The 1,813-nt window shown below is 47.5% G+C and carries 1 protein-coding gene; it reads right to left on the bottom strand.

Features of this window, described 5'->3' with window-relative positions:
- Positions 1-1,813, bottom strand: a 1,813-nt coding sequence (gene uvrA / locus A3739_RS12785; RefSeq protein WP_068501595.1) for an excinuclease ABC subunit UvrA, incomplete at both ends; no start/stop codon positions are given.

The following is a 1,813-nucleotide window of genomic DNA, read 5'->3' on the forward strand; positions in this document are numbered from 1 at the left end:
ACAGCGCTTTGTCCTAAGCGAATATAGGACAGTCCTACATCGATGAGTGTTTGGAGTTTTCTTGCGATGAACGGGACGGCATCGAAAAATTCTCGGGCATCCTCGATCGTAAGATCGAGCACCTCGTTGATGTTTAATCCTTTGTACTTGATATCGAGTGTTTCGCGATTGTAGCGCTTGCCCTTACATACATCGCATGGAACGTATACGTCAGGCAAGAAGTGCATTTCTACTTTGATTACGCCATCGCCCTGACATGCCTCACAACGACCGCCCTTTACGTTAAAGCTAAAGCGTCCTGGTTTATAGCCTCGGCTTCTTGCTTCTTGGGTGCCTGAGAATAACTCACGAATCGGAGTAAACAGTCCAGTGTATGTGGCGGGGTTAGAGCGCGGTGTTCTTCCGATAGGGCTTTGATCTATGTCGATGACTTTATCGAAGAGGTCTAGCCCCTTAATTTGATCGTACGATGCCGCCTCTAATGTCGTTGCCTTGTTAAGTTCTGTCGCAGCGAGCGGGTAAAGCGTTGAGTTGATCAGGGTCGATTTCCCAGAGCCTGAAACGCCTGTGATACATGTTAACAAGCCTTCTGGGATGTTGAGTGTGACGTCATTTAGATTGTTTCCATTCGCGCCGATTAAGCTCAATTGTTTTTTCGGATTTGGAGCTGTGCGTTGTCGAGGTATTTCAATTTTTTTCGTTCCGCTCAAATATGCGCCAGTAAGTGAGTTCTCGTCACGCATGACTTGCTCAGGAGTGCCTTGGGAGACAATCTCACCGCCGTGTACGCCAGCGCCTGGCCCGATATCGATAACATAATCTGCGAGTCTGATGGCGTCTTCATCGTGCTCGACAACGATAACGGTATTTCCAAGTTCTTTCAGATGAGTAAGAGTCTTAAGCAGGCGTTCATTATCTCTTTGATGAAGGCCTATAGAGGGTTCATCGAGTATGTACATAACGCCAACTAATCCAGCTCCAATTTGACTAGCCAATCGAATACGCTGCGCTTCGCCTCCTGATAAAGTATCCGCGCTGCGGTCGAGTGTCAGGTAGTCCAGGCCTACATTGACCAAAAACTCCAAGCGTAATTGGATTTCCTTCAGAATTTTTTCAGCAATTTCTCCTCGCTTACCGGTAAGAGATAACTCTTGATAATAAGTGAGTGCTTGGCCAATAGGCATTTTAATGACTTCGGGGAGCGTCGTTTCTTCAATGAATACGTGGCGAGCGCTTTCCCGCAGGCGTGAACCATGGCAACTTGGACACGCTTGCATGGTTAAGTAGCTTGCTAGCTCCTCACGTACCATTTGTGATTCTGTTTCTTTGTAACGACGCTCCATGTTGGGAATGACACCTTCAAAGGGATGCTGTCGTTGCATGGTGTCGCCACGAGAATTGACATAATTAAACGCAATCTCGTCAGAACCGCTGCCGTTTAATATGATGTCCTTGATGTGTTCGGGAATGTCCGCAAACTTCGTATCGATGTCTACCCCATAGTGCTGCATGACGCTCGATAATAATTGGAAGTAGTAGATGGTTCTGCGATCCCAACCTTTTATCGCGCCCTCTGCAATGGTGAGTGTGCCGTCTCTCACGACGCGAGACGGATCGAAAAACTGCTTAACCCCTAGTCCATCACATGTCTGACATGCGCCTGAAGGATTGTTAAAGGAGAACATTCTCGGCTCAAGTTCACTGATAGAGTATCCACAGACAGGGCAGGCAAAACGTGACGAGAAGATAAGCTCTTCCATCTGATCATCACTATCCATTGGGGCAATGACGGCGATACCATCGGTGAGCTCTA

Source organism: Oleiphilus sp. HI0067, assembly GCF_001635735.1.